This is a genomic window from Mesorhizobium sp. M7A.F.Ca.CA.002.09.1.1 (assembly GCF_003998555.1).
Taxonomy (GTDB): Bacteria; Pseudomonadota; Alphaproteobacteria; order Rhizobiales; family Rhizobiaceae; genus Mesorhizobium; species Mesorhizobium ciceri.
Map to the genome: position 1 here is coordinate 1 of NZ_RZRR01001503.1, position 628 is coordinate 628.

Sequence of the window (628 nt, forward strand, 5' to 3'; positions counted from 1 at the left end):
GCTTTATTCACTGGTGCGCAATGTCGACGGCAAGACCAGCGAAATCGCCGCCAAGGAAGACACACTCGTGCTGCCTGGCGATGTGATCAAGGTCAAGCTGGCGCCGCTGGCCAGCCAGTAGCCCACAGCCCGATACCATCCAGCATCTCAATCCGTCCCGTGAGGGGCGGATTTTTGCTGAGCACCATGCTTGCCAGGCGAAGGCTTCCCGCTGCCCTGACTTCAACCCGCGAGTTGATTGCTTATGACGACCCAGCGGCCGCCGGACGGCCGGCATGCCGGGGCCAATCAGCTTCACCCGTGGCCGCATCCGCCGGCGCCTGCGACCGCCGCGTGCGGGTAGTAACGGGCAGCCGCGCCAGCTTGAAGAAACTGTAGTACATCAAGAAGGAACCCGTAAAATAGGGGTTGAGTATCTCGACCTCGACGAAGGAACGAATCAGCAGCAGCACCATCACGCCGGCGAGGATCACCGGCTCGGCCCGCCATGTCTTGAAGACCACCGCCGACACGTGGCCGTAGAGCGTGCGCAGCACGATCAGCGATACCAGCGTCGCTCCGACGAAGCCGAGTTCGACAAGAGCCTCGATATAGGTGTTGTGGAAGTGGAAGCCGGTGCGGGTGGTGA

General features: G+C 61.9%; 1 pseudogene. It reads right to left on the reverse strand.

Annotation, left to right across the window (positions count from 1 at the left end):
• Nucleotides 1-242: 242 nt before the first annotated feature.
• Nucleotides 243-628: pseudogene (locus EN994_RS34305) on the reverse strand (O-antigen ligase family protein); the annotation flags it as partial.